This is a genomic window from Pseudomonas libanensis (assembly GCF_001439685.1).
Taxonomy (GTDB): domain Bacteria; phylum Pseudomonadota; class Gammaproteobacteria; order Pseudomonadales; family Pseudomonadaceae; genus Aquipseudomonas; species Aquipseudomonas libanensis.
Window position 1 is genome coordinate 138,100 of record NZ_JYLH01000010.1, and the last position, 15,647, is coordinate 153,746.

Consider the following 15,647-nt stretch of genomic DNA (forward strand, 5'->3'; position numbering starts at 1 on the left):
GAGACTGACTTCATGGCCCTCGACATTCACGCCCACCGCATCCTGATCCTCGACTTCGGTTCCCAGTACACCCAACTGATCGCCCGCCGCGTGCGTGAAATCGGCGTTTACTGCGAACTGCACCCGTTCGATATGGATGACGCAGCGATCCGCGAATTCGCTCCTAAAGGCGTCATCCTCGCCGGTGGCCCCGAGTCCGTGCACGAAGCCGACAGCCCGCGCTGCCCGCAGGCGGTATTTGACCTGGGCGTGCCGGTGTTCGGCATCTGCTACGGCATGCAGACCATGGCCGAGCAACTGGGCGGCAAGGTTGAAGGTTCTGAGCTGCGTGAATTCGGTTATGCCCGTGTCGACGTGGTTGGCAAGAGCCGCCTGCTGGACGGCATCGAAGACCACATCGACGCTGACGGCCTGTTCGGCCTCGACGTGTGGATGAGCCACGGTGACAAGGTCACCAAGATGCCGCAGGACTTCCACATCCTGGCCAGCACCCCGAGTTGCCCGATCGCCGGCATGTTCAGCGACGAGCGTCGTTACTACGGCGTGCAGTTCCATCCGGAAGTGACCCACACCAAGCAAGGCGGGCGCATCCTGTCGCGCTTCATCCTCGACATCTGCGAGTGTGAAGCCCTGTGGACCCCGTCGAAAATCGCCGAAGACGCTATCGCCCAGGTGCGCGCCCAGGTCGGCACCGACAACGTGCTGCTCGGCCTGTCCGGCGGCGTTGACTCCTCGGTTGTGGCTGCCTTGCTGCACAAAGCCATCGGCGACCAGCTGACCTGCGTGTTCGTCGACAACGGCCTGCTGCGCCTGCACGAAGGTGAGCAAGTGATGGCCATGTTCGCCGAGAACATGGGCGTCAAGGTGATCCGCGCCAACGCCGAGGAGCAGTTCCTCAACAACCTGGCCGGCGAGTCCGACCCGGAGAAAAAGCGCAAGATCATCGGTCGCACCTTCATCGACGTATTCGATGCCCAGTCCAACAAACTGGACAACATCAAGTACCTCGCCCAGGGCACCATCTACCCTGACGTGATCGAGTCGGCCGGCGCCAAGAGCGGCAAGGCCCACGTGATCAAGTCCCACCACAACGTGGGTGGCCTGCCTGAGGAAATGAACCTCAAGCTGGTCGAGCCGCTGCGCGAACTGTTCAAGGACGAAGTCCGCCGCCTGGGCCTGGAACTCGGCCTGCCATACGACATGGTCTACCGCCACCCATTCCCGGGCCCGGGCCTGGGCGTGCGTATCCTGGGTGAAGTGAAAAAGGAATACGCCGACCTGCTGCGTCGCGCCGACCACATCTTCATCGAAGAACTGCGCAAAGCCGACTGGTACCACAAGGTCAGCCAGGCGTTCGTGGTGTTCCAGCCCGTGAAATCGGTGGGCGTTGTAGGCGATGGCCGTCGTTACGCGTGGGTCGTGGCGCTGCGTGCCGTAGAGACTATCGACTTCATGACTGCGCGTTGGGCACACCTGCCTTACGAACTGCTGGAGACGGTCAGCGGCCGGATTATCAACGAGATCGAAGGTATCTCGCGCGTGACTTATGATGTGTCGAGCAAGCCGCCGGCGACTATTGAGTGGGAGTGAGAGAGCTCCATCGATACCATGTCGCGGGCAAGTAATGCCGACATGGTATCGAGGACGCTTAGCCTCGCAAATGTCAGCAGTGACTGTGTGGCAGTCTCCACGATGGTGTTGGTATGGGTTATTAATCACCATCGGCCTCGCCACTGTTATCGGCTGCGACCAAATCAAGAGTGAAGGCGTTTCTTGGTAAGTGAACGGGTACCACAGGTTTCATAACAGCATCCTGTGATACTCAGTCGATCAACCTGCTCAGCAATCGGTGCCCATCATGAGTCACCTCGACCATCGCCGAAAGCATCACGCTATCCGCGCCGTCCTGGGTAAGGACGGTCCGGAACTCCGGTGGTTGGAACCGCACGCCGAAGGTGCCTGACTTCGCCACCACATAGATGTTTAACACCTGACCGGATTTCATCAGAGTTTCATCATTGACGGGGCTCTTATAACCGAGCTTTTGAGGTTTCTGAATCCGCATCTGGCCCATGGAGTATCCCACTAGCTCATGCACGGCCACCACTTGGTCGGCATCAAGCTCCTGCTGAATGGCAGTGCCCACGTTAGTTAACCGCTCGCCAGCTCGAATCTGGGGAATACCTTTTCGCAGCGCCGGTCGAGCTGTCATCAATAGTTGCTGCTGTTGTTCAGTTGCATTGGGGGTCGCGAATGTCCATGCCTGGGCTACATGGGCCTGTGGCGATGCGGCTACCAACTCCACTTTGACAACGATGCATTACCTCGCATCGAGGCTGGATTAAAACACTCTCGTTGGGAGATCGGGCGGCAACGTAGCCCCTCTACCTGATAACAATAGAAAAGATCTTTCCTACGCTTTAACCGCTGTTCCATTCTTCGCTTCGTCGAGCAGCCATTGAGCAAAAGCTTGTATTGGCTCTCTATCCAATCCGATGGGCCCAGGGAGTATGAGGCAGAAGGTTTTGGAGATGGTTTTTCCCTCCGGCCACGGGGCGATCAGGCTTCCTGACACAAGTTCGGTTTCAACGTACAGACGCGGTACTAGCGCAACGCCGAGGCCGGCCAATGCGGCTTCTATCAACATTCCATGGAGATCAAAGCGTGCGCCAATTGCAGGATTGGTCAACGGGCTTCCGGTCTCCTGGGCGTAGTGTTGCCAAGCTTCAGGGTTCTGTCGTCGGTGAAGGCGCGGTAATTCGTCCAGTGCGGTTGTTCGATTACGTCCTGTCAAAAGTTTAGGATGGCAAACCGGAACCAGCACTTCATGCAAAAGTTCGTGAGTCCGCATTCCCGTCCACGCTGGGTGCTCGAAATGGATGGCAGCATCGAATCCGCTCCCGGCCAGGACAAAGGGTTCCATGCGCTCGGCCAAATGCACAGTAATGTTCGGATGCTTCTGCTGGAATCGTCCCAAGCGAGGAATGAGCCATCGCATCGCGAACGTCGGGATGGTGGCGATGTCCAGGCTCGCGCCGTCGTTCGGCTGCCCCATTAAGTACTGACTGTCCCGATCCAAGCGGTCAAGCGATTCGCGAACTTGGGCCGCATAGCGTTCCCCGTTGGGCAGGAGTCGGACACGATTACCGACCCGCTCGAACAGCGTGACCCCGAGGAAGGCTTCCAACCGGCCAATCTGGCGACTTATAGCTCCTTCAGTCAAAGACAGTTCCTCTGCCGCGCGCGCGAAGCTGCCGTGGCGGGCTGCGGCTTCAAATGCTGTCAGTACCGTGCTGCTGGGGATCTTCCTTCGCATGAGCGTTTCCGTTCTGAAGATGGCGATCCAGCTTAGCTTGATCTTTTGTCACTGAAGCATACCGAATAATCGTTTTATACGGCGAGATCAAGGTCATACCATGACGAGACATCAACAAAGAGGGCCGGACGTACAACAAGTCTGGTAGCGAGTTATCCATGATCTACACCGTCGAGTGAAGCTTTGCCGACCCAGCCAGCGAAGCAGAGTGGAATGATTTCTATAGCCTGGAAAAGCTACCGGCGCTTATTTCCGTGAGCGGATTCCATACTTCGCAGCGCTTCAAGGCGTTTAGCGCTGGTTGCCCTGTGTACCTGGCCATGCACTCGATCGACGGTCTGGCTGTGCTTGAGGGCGATGAGTATCGCCAAAAAGGCGGGGGCAACTTCGCACGCTGGCAGCAGCACATCACGGATTGGCACCGCAATCTTTACGGCGGCCTTGAGCGTGCACCTTCCATCGGTGAAGGCGAACATCTGATCGTGAGCGCAGTCGGTCCCGAGCCGCTCATCGAGATGGGGCTCACGCCTGAGCAGATGTGGGCCGTGGCATTGGAGAAGTGTCCTGAAAACAGGTGGCTGGCGAAGCTGGATAGCTCCACGAGTCTCGGTTTGGATGCGCTTCCCAAGGGCGTGCATCTGTATGCCCCGATGACCGCGCAATTGACGAGCCACGGTGGCACAGTGCCGCAGACGCAGGCGTACAACCATGCCTAACCTGACGATCTTCATCCAGGCGGAAAAGATACCGCCCGAAGCGTATCTTTCGGAACTCACTGAAGAATGCGCTCGGCTTTGCACCGACGTCCTCCAGGCTGCGTTGGACAAGGTGCATGTCATCTATGTCGCTGCTCGCCAGGGGCGCGGGCATCCTGCTTACGCGGAAATCAGGTACCGCCTCGAACCGTTCAGAACGCCATCGCTCATGGACGCCTTCATGGCGCGACTGGATGAAGCCATAAAGCGCCATACGGGGCTGACGGCGCGCATCCGTTGCTTCGGCTATTCGTCCCCCGCCATCTACGCGCGGAACTGATGACGCGCAAGGAGTGCCGCAATGAACGACATGAAATTTCCGGGCCAGCAGATCGGCGACTTTTCGATTACGGCCATCAGTGACGGATACCTTTGCGCAAGTCTAGATCTTCTCTCCAATATCGATTCTATGGAGGCGTCCAAGTTGCAGCAGGACGCAGGCGTGAGCGACCCATCCTTGATCCACATCAACTGTTACCTGGTGCGTGGAAGGGGTCGCACGATCCTCATCGACGCGGGAGCTGGTGGGTTCAAGCAATGGGGTGGAAAGTTGATAGCGAATCTCGCGCTTGCTGGCGTGCAGCCCGCTGACATTGACACCATTCTTCTGACCCATGCACATCCCGACCATGTTGGGGGGCTACTTGACTCTTCAGGGGAAGCAGCCTTTCCCGATGCAGAGCTAGTCGTCCACCAGCGTGAGGTTTCTTTCTGGGAAGACGATGGCAATCTCAGTCGAGCGAGTGGGCGTGCTCGTGGCAACTTCCTGTTTGCTCGGAAGGTGTTCGATCAGTATCGGGAGAAGACGCGCCTGTTTACTGATAGCGAAGTTCTCCCTGGCATTAGTGCGATGCCCCTTCTGGGGCATACCGCAGGACATTCCGGTTATCGTCTCGATTCCAATGGTCGTAGTCTGCTGGTTTGGGGGGATATCGTTCACTTCCCCCAAATTCAGATTGCTCGTCCCGACGTATCCATTGCATTCGACCTAGATCCGCTTCTTTCCGCCGAAACACGATCCAAACTATTGAATGTTGTTAGCTCGGATAAGATTCTTATCGCTGGTATGCACCTTGGCGAACTCGGATTTGCACATGTCGAGCGGCTAGGCAAGACCTATAAAATTTCCTACGAAACTTAGCGGCTGTTCGAGATGCCTACGCGCATGCCTCCGTTGGAGGTGTCCGGCGGTGTGCTCGATTCGCTTGCAGGAGCTTCTGATGACCCAACGTATTCTTTTCGTCCTGACCAGCCACGACCGCAAGGGGCCGGCCAGCGCCGCCGATGCGGCGCCCAGCGGTTTCTATCTGTCCAAGGTCACGCATCCGCATCGGGTGCTGGCAGACGCCGGCCATGCGGTCGATTTCGTCAGCCGGTCTGGCCGTCGTGCTGTTGGCGATATGGGTATCGGCACCGTCGTTGCCGTTGATGGTGTTGCTGACGGGCCTGCTCGGTGCACTGACCTATGCGGCGGTGCCTGCCTTGCAGGCGCGGGTGATCGGGTTGTCGCACATCTACGCGCCGCAGGCACCGGCAGTGGCTGCTGGGCTGAACATCGCCGGCTTCAATGGCGGCATCGCGTTGGGTTCGCTGCTAGGCGGGGCCAGCCTGGAAGCGATGGGTCTGACCAGCACGGCCTGGGTCGGTGCGGTTGCCGTGGGCCTGGGGATCGTCTGGATGCTCTGGCAGATGCGGCGTCCCACGTTCCTGGGCGCAAGAACTCATAAATAGGTGAACGATGGATCTTCGGTATCTTCGCTGCTTCCTGGCCGTAGCCGAAGGGGGGGAGCCGGTGCTGATCGAAATGACCGGCGGACGGACGGTGTATGTGACCCGCTGTGAAGCTCGGGACGTGGTGAAGGGCAACATGCGCTATCTGGATCACGATATCAGCCACGCCTACGCTGACTGACATTTTTGTTTTTGGGCAGAAAGCTTCGAAGCAAGAGTTGTCGCTTTAATGATCGGTAAAGATTGCTGTAGGTATCAGAGAAACTGTGATCGGATCAAATCCGTATCGAACGGCGTTATCCCTTGATCAGGCGAAAACACCGTCTCTGCCTGCTGCGGTGAAGCCACTCGTTCTCCCCGTGCTCGAACATGTAAATCGAACAGTGTCTCCAAATCCGGCTTTGGTGTATGTACCAGCGCTCGCAGCATCAACGATACCCCGCTGAGGTTGTTCTGGACGTTGTTCCACCGCGCAGATGAAGTGAGCCCAAGATCGGCCCAGATCATGTGCCTTTCTTGCAGGTCCATCACGAATGGCAGGCAGATGCCGGTGTCGGAGGCGATGTCGATACGGTCGAACACGGAACGCGGCTCGAATACTTCACCCGACGCTACGTCGGCACGGGCCATCCAACCAGCGAAACATTCTGGAAGATCGCAATACGGCTGCTCGGTGTATGAGTTGATAGAGGTGACTACGTAGCGGACACCCCTCTTGACGAGGAGGTCGAGGTCAAGGTCGATGAACTCCGAAGCCCCTTCGGGCGCGTCGACGATGTCGCCGCTGTGGTAGCCGCCGAAGCCCTTCAGGTTGTAGTACGCCACCGTTTGTTTGAACACGAAGTTGGCGTCAAAAAATGCGGCGGACAAGTCGATATCCGTGCGTCCATGGCCGTTCTTCCACCACAGGAACAGGCGTATGAAACGCGTGTCAGGCATAGGCAGCCGACTGCCCCGTACCAGCGTACGTAGCGACTTCGATGAGGCCCGCTGCGCCAGCGGCACCTTATATTCGCGTAATGCTGGATCGATGAAACAGCGGCCTAGTGGCGCAAGCGGTGCAAAACGCGTTACAAGAGCCTCCTCGCAGATTCTGGCCGCACGAGCCAATACGCCTGGAGCGAGATGTTCGCGTCGATCCTCAATACCATAGACTTTGGCGAATGCGCCTTTCGGTGTGAACGCTCGCAGGGGCAGGGGGCGCGGAGCACGTACGTGGGCCAGTAACTGAAGCAGGACAGGTGAGGAAACTAGGGGCGCAACCGCCTCGAACGCCTCGAGTACCGATTCTGGTTCCGTCGCGCGCCGTACTTCAGTTCTATCGGCGACAATGTGCTGATTTGCTCAATCAGAGGCTCTGAAAATACACACCCGAACGCTGCGACTTCGCGGACAGCCGATACGACCTGAGCGCGCGTGGCACCGCCAGTGCCCACCGGAACGTGGACTTTGCTACGGCGACGCAGGAACATATCTTGATTCATGCTTGATTTTCTCCCTTCGGCGCCGTAATGGATGAGCTGCGTGGTCCTACAGCGGATGTAAAAACGCCTGCAAGACGCAGGCGCGGTGTGGAGAGCGAAACCCCTAGGTCATAGGAGGTTAGAAGGAAGGTGTTCCATAGCCACGCAGGCATTCTACGTAAGGTTGTATCTGTTTGGCAGGTTGCTGCGTGTCCCAACGGTAACAAACTGCTTCGTCAGAAGACGGCGGAAAGCGACCATATCTTACGAGCCGCTGATTTCTGGGGCCGCGGCAGCCCTTCAATAGAACTCGTCAAGCAAGCAGTAATACGCAATGCGCTGCTCATCGGGCTCTACGCCATAGCACTCGAAAAACGGTGCCACCCATGCCTGTCCAAAGTTTTGGTTAAGGCTGCGCGCTGCCAGGGCCAGGTCCTGGTAGCGGTCACTGACGCCTAAGCGACCACAATCGATAAAACCGCTGAAACGGCCGTCTGCTGTCATGAAGTTCGGCAGGCAGGCGTCGCCATGGGTGACCACGAGATCCTGAGTGGTCGGCCGTGTCGCTAACAGTTCGTCCAGCACTTGCTCGGCGCTTTGCCCTAGTCGCTCATCGTCAAAGTCGGTCTCGTCGACCAGGCCGGCGTTGACGTGGTTTCGGGCAGTGGCGATGCGTAGGTCAAGGGTGTGATCGAAGGGGCAAAGGGCGATGGGAACCTGATGCAGCTTGCGCAGGGCATTCGCCAGGATCTCTACGATGTGCGCCACAGGCAGGTCGTCGACCGTCGCCAGGTCCTTTCCTGGCATGGCGCTCATCAGTAGCCAATGGCGATCCTTGTCTATCACCTCATCCACGACAATCGGTGCCGGTAGCCCGTGTTGCCGCAGCCAGCGCAGGCGCTCGATTTCGTCCTCCAGCTCAGCGAACTCTCCAAGGGGCTCGGACTTCAGGAACAGGTCCTCGCCTTGTTCGCCGCGCAGTCGATAGACGTCTGCGCGCGACTCGCCGATGGACTGTTGTTCAATCAGTGCATGGGGGAACTGTTCGCGCCATTTGCTCGGGATATTCACGGTGTTCTCATTTCCTGGTTTCAACTGTTGCTCATAGCGGTGCCGGTTTGCCAACCATCACCATACCCATGTCTTCAAGCGCGGCAAACAACGCTTTGAGGCTGTCAAAGCGTTTGCCGCTAACGCTCGGCCAATTGGGTCGCTCGATAAAGAAGTAGCCGTTCTGGTTACGAATATCCGTAGAGACCAGCTCTCCCAGTTTGCTGCGATGTTTCAGGATGGGCGACACCGACGACGAATCGACGGTAAACGTTCCGCAGCGTTGCAGCAGGGCGTCCAACTCTGCGGCGGTTGCAGGTTTTCGGGGGATTTGCGACTGAAACAGCAGGTCGCTTTTCACCGCGCCTTCCTCGCCGGATGCCGGGATTCCAGGGTCCGGGATGATGCCCTGGGATTGCCCGGGCGCAACATCTTCTACCCTCAGGCCATGTACTTCTTCCAGTTCGCTCAGCCCGGGAACCCCCTTGTAGCTGCTGACGTGGGTATTGCCCACCAGCGCCACCCATTTGTGCGCACCTTGGGCCGCCTGGTCGGCGCGAATCACGGTACTCGCGTAGTAGTTCATCAAGGCGTGGCGTTGCGCTCCTCGGGCGATCTGGCTATCGGTCACGGCAGGAATAAACCCATCGGTCCGATAACTGGCCAGGCAATCAATGGCCTGGATGCGGATCTTGCGCGCGCGGGCGGCTTTGATCAGCTCCATGAAGTTGTATTGCCCCAGCGGATCGGTGCCCATGCCGTTATCGAGGCTCTGCAGGTAACGCCTGAGCGTCTCGGGCATTTCGCCGCTTTCGAAGAAGCTGTCCAGGGCGGCCTGGTGAAAGTCGCGCAGCAGGTGCTCGCAGTACAGCGTCTTGACGTTTTTCTGCGCCAGTAACTCCATGTGCTCGATCAGCAGTTGTTTGCTGCCCACGCCGCTGTGGGCTTCGCCGACCACGATGCCACGGCCATCCTCCAGCAGTGCCTCCAGCCAGGTTGCCGTGGGGGCCTTGGCTGGCACCGAGGGAATGGGTGGGCGATTGGCCGCACGGAACCGACGCAGGAAGGCCACCGCATCCTTGAACAGTTGCTGCCTTCTGCTTTTGAACGGCGCGTACGGGTCGGCGCCGTTGTCAAAGAGGTTAACGCCCTCGTCGCTCAGGGCATATTTTGCAGTGCCCGGTCCGGCGGCGGCATTTTCCAGGGGGGGACGCGAGTCTGGCGGTATTTCATAGGCGGTGGCCGGGCTTTGCACCGTCGGCGCCGGTCGGCGGCCAGGCACCCGGTTCAGGAGTTGCCCGGCGCCGCCTTTCAGGCCAGGCCTGGGCAGCACTTCCCATTCACCTTGTGCGTTGACGCGCACCGGGATGGCTTCCGAGAAGGAGAAGGGATTTTCAGGGTTGATGATTGCCCAATGTCCGCCGTCATTGACGTCATTGATGTACTGCACGTAATACGGCGTGTCGTTGAGCAGGATCGCCGCCGCCGGGTTGGACTCCAGACGATAGATACCTTGATCCCGGCCGGGCTCGCTGACCGGGTTGCGGCCTTCGAGGATTTCATTGGCTTCCCACGATGGGGGGATTTCTGGCCGTAGGCTGGCCTCCACCGCGCCGGTGGGAATGGCCGAAGGTGCCAGGGCTGCGCCTGACTCGACCGTGGTTTCTACGGCAGCCTGCACGGCAGGGCGCTCCAGCTCTATTGCGGGAACCAGCGTCTTGGCCGGCGGCAGGCCTTTGAGCGTGAGGCCGTTTGCGCGCAGGGCGCCGCGCAGCTCAGGCAGCGTCTTGTAGACAGCCCCATTGAGCCTTGGGAAGGCATCGCGATCAATGAAATAACCGGCGTCCGAGTGCTGGATGCGGTTGCGTACCAGGTTGTTCAGGCGGTTGCGGTGAATAAGCGTCAGCTCATCACGGGTCTGTTGCATGACGCAGTCGCCAGGTGAGCTGAGGACTCTTTCAAGGTCTCTCTGTTCAAAGATATAGGGGTGTATTTGTTCGCTCTCACGCATGGGCACTTGCAGGGAAAGGTCGGTGTCCAGCGCATTGAGCGGCGGCTTCACCTGATCGAACGTGGACAGGTTGTTCACCTTGGGTCCATAAGCGATTTTGATCTGACTGCCTTCGCCGCCGAGTTCCTCGGTAATGCGCAGGCTGGTCCCACCGTTTATTTCACTGATCCCGGCCACCCCTCTGAAGGTGTTGGTGTTTTGCGCTCCGGTGAGCACCACCCATTTGCCGACGCCGTTTTTGGCCTGGTCAAGGCGCAGGATTTCACTGGTGATGAAATTCTTCGACATTTGCACGTCCACGGCCGACCCCTTGGGCAGGTAGTTGGCCAGGCATTCGCTGGCCTGGATGCGTATATGGTTGTCGCGGGCGGCGTGCAGCAGTTCCAGGGTGTTGAAGCGGCCCATATTGGTCGGGTCCAGCTCGCGCAGATACTTGCCCAAGCGGTCGGGCATGACGCCACTGCGAGCGAAGGTGTCCAGGTCCAATTGGTGCAGGTCGTTGTAGAACCTGTGCAGGTACAGGGTCTTGACGCCCTGCTTGGCCAGGTTGGGCATTTGCTTGATCAATAGATAGGTACTGGCGACCCGGTTCGGGCTCTCGGCGATGACCAGGCCCTCGGCATTTGCCAGGCTTTTTTCAATCAGTTGCTCGGGGTTCATGCCTGGCGTGATGGCAGGCAGTGCCGGCCGCTCGGGCAGGGCGCTGGCGAAAAATGGCCGGGAGAAGAAATTGCGCGCGCTGCTGAGGATTTTTGCCCGCATGGGGTTGATGAAGTAGTCCGAGGTGCTGAAACTGCCAGCTTCGCCCGTGGGGGTGATGATCGGCTTGATGTAGTCCGGCCCGCCAGACATGGCGAGGCCGATGTCGAAACTGCTCTGGTTCTTCAGATCAAAAGGGGTCGGTAGACTGGAGGACGGGTTTGTAAAGCCCGGCTCCCCATAGGCACTTGGCCGGCGATAGTCGGATGCAAGTGGCGGCCGTGTGCTCGTGGTCGGGGTGTCCATCGGGCTGCCGCCGCGCATCGCCTCGGAGGGGCGCAGCACCCGCTCCCATTCGCCCTCGGCATTCAGGCGTACGGGCAGTGAGCCGGTGCTGGCATGCGGGTTCAACGGGTCGATGATGGCCCAGGTACCGCCGCCGTTCACGTCCACTTCATAACGCACGTAAAACACGGCGTCCTTGAGCTTGATCAGGGTTGAAGGGTTGGCATTGATGCGGTAGATCTGTTCAAAACGTCCGCCTTCGGTCATCGCCGTGGCGCCGTCCAGCCCTTGCAGGCGCCGCCAGCTCGACGGTATTTGCCCCAGGCCGTCGCCGGGCAGTTGGGGCAGTGTGGGTGGCGCCGGCACGGCAGGACTTGCAGGTTCGGCAGTCTCGGGGTTCAACGCCTCGTCGTACTTGGCCATCTCGGCCGCTTCCGCCGCGTCGACGTCGGCACCCACTTCGGCGATGGGCCCGGGCCCATGCAGTGCTGCCAGGTTGAACAGGGTGTCGATCGCACTGAACACCGAACCGGTCACCCCGGCCTTGCGCTCGGCACTGGTTCGGCCATTGACCGCCTGGTCGATGTTCAGGGCCAGGTTAGCGATGCTGGCACCCAGCACCGGCAAGGCTACCGGCCAACCGATGACGGCCAGCGGCCCGAATATCTTGAGGCCGGCACTCAGGTAACCGATCCAGATTTTTTTGCTCAGTTGCGCATTGGTGGTCAGCAACTGCTCGGCTTCGTCATACATCGCTGCGCGGGTGCGGTCCCGCAACCAACCGAAGGCGTCCGTGGTGACCGCCTGGTTCTTCTGGTTGATCATGTGATGATCCGACTTGCCCCAGGTTTGCACCAGGCGATTCATCAGGTCACTGATGTCGTCGGTCATGGCCTCGCGGTCAGTCAGGGAGAAGTGGCAGAGGAACAGGTCACGGGTCTTTTTGTCGTCCATGATCCCGAGCATCCACCAGTGCAATTGCGCGGCGGTCTCGAACACTTTGAAGGTTTGCTGATCACCCGGCACATAGAGTACTTGTCGCCCGGCTGCGTCAGTGATGCGCAACAGGTTGGTGGCGACATGGCCGTCCAGGTCGAGGGCGGCGACCTGTGCATCGGGGCCTGGCGCCACGTCGGTTTGCAACATGGCCAGGCTGACCGGCCAGCTCAGGTGCGGGGCCACGGCAGTGATGCAAGTGTGGAAGTCTTCGGCGCTCAGATGCTTGAGTTCGAGGGCTTGTACCGCCTTGCTGAGGAAATTGCATTTGGCTTGGGTGCGGAAGGCGTCGGCGTGGTCCCGCCAGAAGCTGTCGAGTTTATCGCGGTAGAGGTCACTGAACTTGAGGGCCCAGAAGTCCTTGAGCACTTCGTTGGCATGCAGGCGCACTTCATTGGTTTGATTGAAGTCGCCGTATTCCGGACCTTTGGTGTAGAAACCGCCGTACAGGTCCAGCAGGTCTGCGTTGTCGTAATCGGTGGCGCGGAACCGATGAATCACCAACTCGGTCAGGGTCGTCGATTCGTAGGGTTTTTCCAGGACATGTTCCCAGCCGGTAAAGGTCAGCGAACTGCTTTGGGCAGCCTTGAAGCGGTGGTAATAGACTTCGTCCGGGTCAAGGCTCTCGACCCCGTGTTTTTTCAATATGCCGCGGGCGGTTTCGTGAGCCGTATCGTGCAGGCTGGGGCAAGCCTGGATCACGCGTCCGGCCAGGGCCTTGAGGGCTGCCTTGTCGGCGGCGTTGGGCAGGGTGCGGGTTTCGCTCGGACTCATGGGAGTGCTCATCCTTCAAAAGTGAAGGGCGAGATTCCCCCAGGCCGGCGTGGGGAGGGCGCTACATAGTTAGGCTAAGGGGCCGTGCTCAGCGCCGTGCGATATCCGAAAAGTAGAACTTGTCCAACGTATGGCGCGACTCGGTGTACTCGAACTGCCGCCCGTCCTGCAAGAACGTCTGGTTACTCACCACGATTACATGACTTTGCCCGTCAAGGTCCAGGTGCGCCTGGTCATCCTTGCTGCGCGGCAGTGCCTCGATGGTGCGCTGTGCATAGCTGATCTGCAGCTGCAACGTCTGCTCGATAAACGCATAGATCGACTGTTCGGCGATCTCGCGGTCCAGGCCGGGAATCAGCTCGGCGATGAAATGGTTGATGTCGAGGATCACCCTTTTGCCGCCGATGCGTCGTACCCGCTTGATACGGGTGATCAGCGTGCCTGGCTCGGCCTCGAAGTGTTGCAGCAGTGGCCCTTCCAATGGGAGCTGGGTGAATTCAACCACCTCGGTGCGTACGTCATTGCCCAGGTCGGCGTGGGTCTCATGGAAGCTGACGATACCGCCCAGCTGGAACTCGATCGGGTTGGGCGACAACACAAAGGTGCCCTTGCCATGGATCTTTTGGGCAAAGCCACGTTCCTGCAACTGCTCGATGGCGCGTCGCACGGTACCGCGGCTGGCTTGGTAGGCGTCCATCAGCTCGGTTTCGGAGGGCAGGCGCGTACCGCGTTGCAGGCGTTCGGTGGTGATGCTGGCAAGCAGATCCGTGTAGATCTGGTTGTATTTGCTCATGAGATGGCTCTATGCCCGGCTTGCATTCAAGGCAGGAACCTTAGTGGCAGAGGTGGGGTTTGTCCATTGGGCAACCCTATAGCCAGGGGAAAAATCTGACGGGAAGTTCGCGTTAATAAACAAAAGTGTAACTCGTACAGACGAGTTGTTGATTTAACTCGTACAGACGAGTACTTTTGCCCTCGGCGTGCTGCCAACGACTGCCACCCATAAAAACAATCACAGTGGAAAACGAGCATGAGCCACGACTATCCGACTATCGCCCGCGAGATTCTCGAAAACCTCGGTGGGCGCGACAATCTTGAGCAAGCTGCCCATTGCGTGACCCGCCTGCGCCTGGCGCTCAAGGACCCGAGCCTGGTCAACAGCAGTGCGTTGAACCAGGTCGACCTGGTCAAGGGATCGTTCTTTACCGGCGGCCTGTTCCAGGTGGTGATTGGCCCCGGCGAAGTAGAAAGGGTCTATGCCGCCTTGCGTGAAGTCACCGGTCTTGCGGCATCGACCATCGCCGATGTAAAGCAGAAAGGCGCCGACAAGACCAACGCCATGCAGCGCCTGGTGCGCGTGTTCTCCGACGTGTTCATGCCGATCCTGCCCGCGCTGATCATTGCCGGCCTGCTCATGGGCATCAACAACCTGATGGGCGCCAAGGGCATGTTCATCGAGGGCCAGACGCTGCTGGAGGCCTATCCGAACCTGGACGGCCTGTGGAGTCTGATCAACCTGATGGCCAATACCTCCTTCGTGTTCCTGCCGGCACTGGTGGGCTGGTCGGCGGCCAAGCGCTTCGGTGGCAGTGAAATCCTCGGCATCGTGCTCGGCCTGATGCTGGTACACCCCGATCTGCTCAATGCCTGGAACTACGGCAAGGCTGTTGCCGGCCTCGACGGGCAGAGCCTGCCGTATTTCGATATTTTCGGCTGGTTCCAGATCGAGAAGGTCGGGTATCAGGGGCAGATCCTGCCGATCCTGCTCGCGGCCTATGTGATGAGCGTCATCGAGAAGTGGTTGCGCGCGCGGGTGCCCAATGCGATCCAGCTGCTGGTCGTGCCGATCACCACCATCGTCGTCACCGGTGTGCTGGCCCTGGCAATCATCGGCCCGGTTACCCGTCACCTCGGCATCCTCATCACCGAAGGCGTCGTCACCTTGTTCGACCTGGCGCCGATGCTCGGCGGCGCGATCTTCGGCCTGCTCTATGCGCCGCTGGTGATCACCGGTATGCACCACATGTTCCTGGCCGTCGACCTGCAGCTTATCTCCACCCAGGGCGGCACCTTTATCTGGCCGATGATTGTCATGTCCAACCTGGCCCAGGGCAGCGCCGCCCTCGGGGTGTTCTACATGACCCGCAATGCGCGGGACAAAAGCATGGCCTCGACCTCGGCGATTTCCGCCTATTTCGGCATCACCGAGCCGGCGATGTTCGGGGTGAACCTGCGCTTCAAATTTCCATTCTATGCCGCCCTGCTGGGTTCGGCGCTGGGCAGTATTTTCCTGTCGCTGAACAAGGTCACCGCCTCGGCCATCGGCGTTGGAGGCTTGCCCGGGTTCATCTCGATCGTTCCGCAGTACATCCCGGTGTTTGTGATCGGCATGGCCGTCGCGATCGTCGTGCCCTTTGTACTGACCTGTGTGTTGAGCATGAAGATTGTCCGGCCTGGGTATCGGGTCGCCTGATCCACCGCCATCGGGGGCAACCCCCCCTCCCGCAAGGGAATGCATTTCAAATGTGGGAGGGGGCTTGCCCCCGATGAGGCCCTCAAAGCCAGCA

Annotated in this window: 13 protein-coding genes; 7 read left to right on the plus strand and 6 right to left on the minus strand. The window is 59.2% G+C overall.

Annotated features, from left to right (window positions below; translation table 11 throughout):
* Positions 1 to 12: 12 nt before the first annotated feature.
* A complete protein-coding gene (guaA, locus tag TU73_RS16930; RefSeq protein WP_057013183.1) occupies positions 13 to 1,590 on the plus strand; it encodes a glutamine-hydrolyzing GMP synthase in 1,578 nt (525 codons plus the stop codon).
* Between the two features lie 232 nt (positions 1,591 to 1,822).
* On the opposite strand, the gene TU73_RS16935 is transcribed toward guaA, so the two are convergent.
* Both TU73_RS16935 and TU73_RS16940 read right to left on the minus strand, forming a co-directional pair.
* The gene (locus TU73_RS16935; protein WP_231984763.1) at positions 1,823 to 2,305 is read right to left on the minus strand and encodes a M24 family metallopeptidase; all 483 of its coding nucleotides are present in this window, start codon (positions 2,303 to 2,305) and stop codon (positions 1,823 to 1,825) included.
* Positions 2,306 to 2,413: 108 nt separating this feature from the next.
* Positions 2,414 to 3,316, minus strand: a complete 903-nt coding sequence (locus tag TU73_RS16940; protein ID WP_057013184.1) for a LysR substrate-binding domain-containing protein — start codon at positions 3,314 to 3,316, stop codon at positions 2,414 to 2,416.
* A gap of 320 nt (positions 3,317 to 3,636) precedes the next feature.
* Here TU73_RS16940 and TU73_RS16945 point away from each other — a divergent pair, with 320 nt between their 5' ends.
* The 5 genes from TU73_RS16945 (at position 3,637) to TU73_RS29015 (ending at position 5,983) form a co-directional block, all read left to right on the plus strand.
* The gene (locus TU73_RS16945; RefSeq protein ID WP_231984764.1) at positions 3,637 to 4,032 is read left to right on the plus strand and encodes a hypothetical protein; all 396 of its coding nucleotides are present in this window, start codon (positions 3,637 to 3,639) and stop codon (positions 4,030 to 4,032) included.
* Positions 4,025 to 4,351 (plus strand): hypothetical protein, encoded by a 327-nt coding sequence (locus tag TU73_RS16950; protein WP_057013185.1) that lies wholly within the window; start codon positions 4,025 to 4,027, stop codon positions 4,349 to 4,351. Before TU73_RS16945 ends, TU73_RS16950 begins: the two co-directional genes overlap by 8 nt.
* Before the next feature lie 21 nt (positions 4,352 to 4,372).
* A complete protein-coding gene (locus TU73_RS16955; RefSeq protein ID WP_057013186.1) occupies positions 4,373 to 5,212 on the plus strand; it encodes an MBL fold metallo-hydrolase in 840 nt (279 codons plus the stop codon).
* A 212-nt stretch (positions 5,213 to 5,424) separates the two neighbouring features.
* Positions 5,425 to 5,802: an MFS transporter gene (locus tag TU73_RS16960; protein WP_057013187.1), complete on the plus strand. Its 378-nt coding sequence runs from the start codon at positions 5,425 to 5,427 to the stop codon at positions 5,800 to 5,802.
* A gap of 7 nt (positions 5,803 to 5,809) precedes the next feature.
* A complete protein-coding gene (locus TU73_RS29015; RefSeq protein ID WP_156421236.1) occupies positions 5,810 to 5,983 on the plus strand; it encodes a hypothetical protein in 174 nt (57 codons plus the stop codon).
* A gap of 74 nt (positions 5,984 to 6,057) precedes the next feature.
* On the opposite strand, the gene TU73_RS29365 is transcribed toward TU73_RS29015, so the two are convergent.
* The 4 genes from TU73_RS29365 to treR all read right to left on the minus strand — a co-directional run bounded on the left by TU73_RS29365 (position 6,058) and on the right by treR (position 13,873).
* The gene (locus TU73_RS29365) at positions 6,058 to 6,741 is read right to left on the minus strand and encodes a TerD family protein (RefSeq protein WP_231984765.1); all 684 of its coding nucleotides are present in this window, start codon (positions 6,739 to 6,741) and stop codon (positions 6,058 to 6,060) included.
* An 824-nt stretch (positions 6,742 to 7,565) separates the two neighbouring features.
* Positions 7,566 to 8,360, minus strand: a complete 795-nt coding sequence (locus TU73_RS16970; RefSeq protein WP_331713907.1) for an APH(3')-II family aminoglycoside O-phosphotransferase — start codon at positions 8,358 to 8,360, stop codon at positions 7,566 to 7,568.
* A 7-nt stretch (positions 8,361 to 8,367) separates the two neighbouring features.
* Positions 8,368 to 13,080, minus strand: coding sequence for a membrane-targeted effector domain-containing toxin (locus tag TU73_RS16975; protein ID WP_057013189.1), 4,713 nt, complete (start codon positions 13,078 to 13,080; stop codon positions 8,368 to 8,370).
* Between the two features lie 88 nt (positions 13,081 to 13,168).
* Positions 13,169 to 13,873, minus strand: coding sequence for a trehalose operon repressor (gene treR / locus TU73_RS16980; RefSeq protein ID WP_057013190.1), 705 nt, complete (start codon positions 13,871 to 13,873; stop codon positions 13,169 to 13,171).
* A gap of 237 nt (positions 13,874 to 14,110) precedes the next feature.
* On the opposite strand from treR, the gene treP reads away from it, so the two are divergent.
* Complete coding sequence (gene treP, locus TU73_RS16985; protein ID WP_057013191.1) at positions 14,111 to 15,553, plus strand: PTS system trehalose-specific EIIBC component; 1,443 nt, start codon at positions 14,111 to 14,113, stop codon at positions 15,551 to 15,553.
* The last annotated feature ends 94 nt before the right edge of the window (positions 15,554 to 15,647 follow it).